This window comes from Nonomuraea indica (genome assembly GCF_002850745.1).
In the GTDB taxonomy this organism is placed as follows: domain Bacteria; phylum Actinomycetota; class Actinomycetes; order Streptosporangiales; family Streptosporangiaceae; genus Nonomuraea; species Nonomuraea indica.
On the sequence record NZ_PJOK01000117.1, the window covers coordinates 1 to 857 of the forward strand.

The 857-nt window shown below is 63.6% G+C and carries 2 protein-coding genes; both read right to left on the reverse strand.

Features of this window, described 5'->3' with window-relative positions; all coding sequences use genetic code 11:
• Nucleotides 1-2: 2 nt before the first annotated feature.
• Complete coding sequence (locus CXR44_RS38705; protein ID WP_219602275.1) at nucleotides 3-563, reverse strand: GTP-binding protein; 561 nt, start codon at nucleotides 561-563, stop codon at nucleotides 3-5.
• Between the two features lie 19 nt (nucleotides 564-582).
• The coding region (locus CXR44_RS38710; protein ID WP_245899958.1) for a DUF742 domain-containing protein at nucleotides 583-857 on the reverse strand (275 nt) is incomplete at its 5' end.

An 857-nucleotide genomic window follows, 5' to 3' on the forward strand; every position in this document is an offset into this window, starting at 1 on the left:
CGCTAGCCGCTCCAGCCTGGCACGGCCATCCGGACCGTCAACGCGTGCTCGACCAGATTGATCAACGCGCTCTTCACCGAATCCTTCGACCGCGCGTCCAACCGCACCAACGGAATGTGCGGGGCCAGCGTCAACGCGTCCCGCACCTCCGCATCACTATGCGCATACTGCCCATCCCACCCGTTCACCCCCACAATGAACGGCAACTGCGCCTCCTCGAAGTAATCGATCGCCGGAAAACTGTCCGCCAACCGCCGCGTGTCGACCAGCACCACCGCACCGATCGCCCCCCGCACCAAGTCATCCCACATGAACCAGAACCGATGCTGACCCGGCGTCCCGAACAGATACAGAATCAGATCCCGATCCAACGACACCCGACCGAAATCCATCGCCACCGTCGTCGTCGACTTCAACGGCGTCATCGCCAGATCATCGATCCCCGCCGACGCGTCCGTCATCACCGCCTCCGTCGTCAACGGCATGATCTCCGACACCGCACCGACGAACGTCGTCTTACCCACCCCGAACCCACCGGCGACCACGATCTTCGTCGACGTCAGACCGGAACCCGACCCAGCACTAGAGCCTGCGAAGTCCACTGAGCACCCTTTCCAGCAGGTTGACATCCGGCCGGCCCGCATCCAGCTGCGGCTGATGCACCCGCACCAACCCCTCGGCCGCCATATCAGCGATCAACACCCGCACCACACCAAGCGGAATCCGCAACAACGCCGACACCTCGGCCACCGACCGAACCTGCCGACACAACTGCGAGATCGCCTGATACTCCGGCGTGATATGCGAAAACTCGCGAGGCTCAGCCGTCGCCGACGACACCAACGCCTCCATCGCCA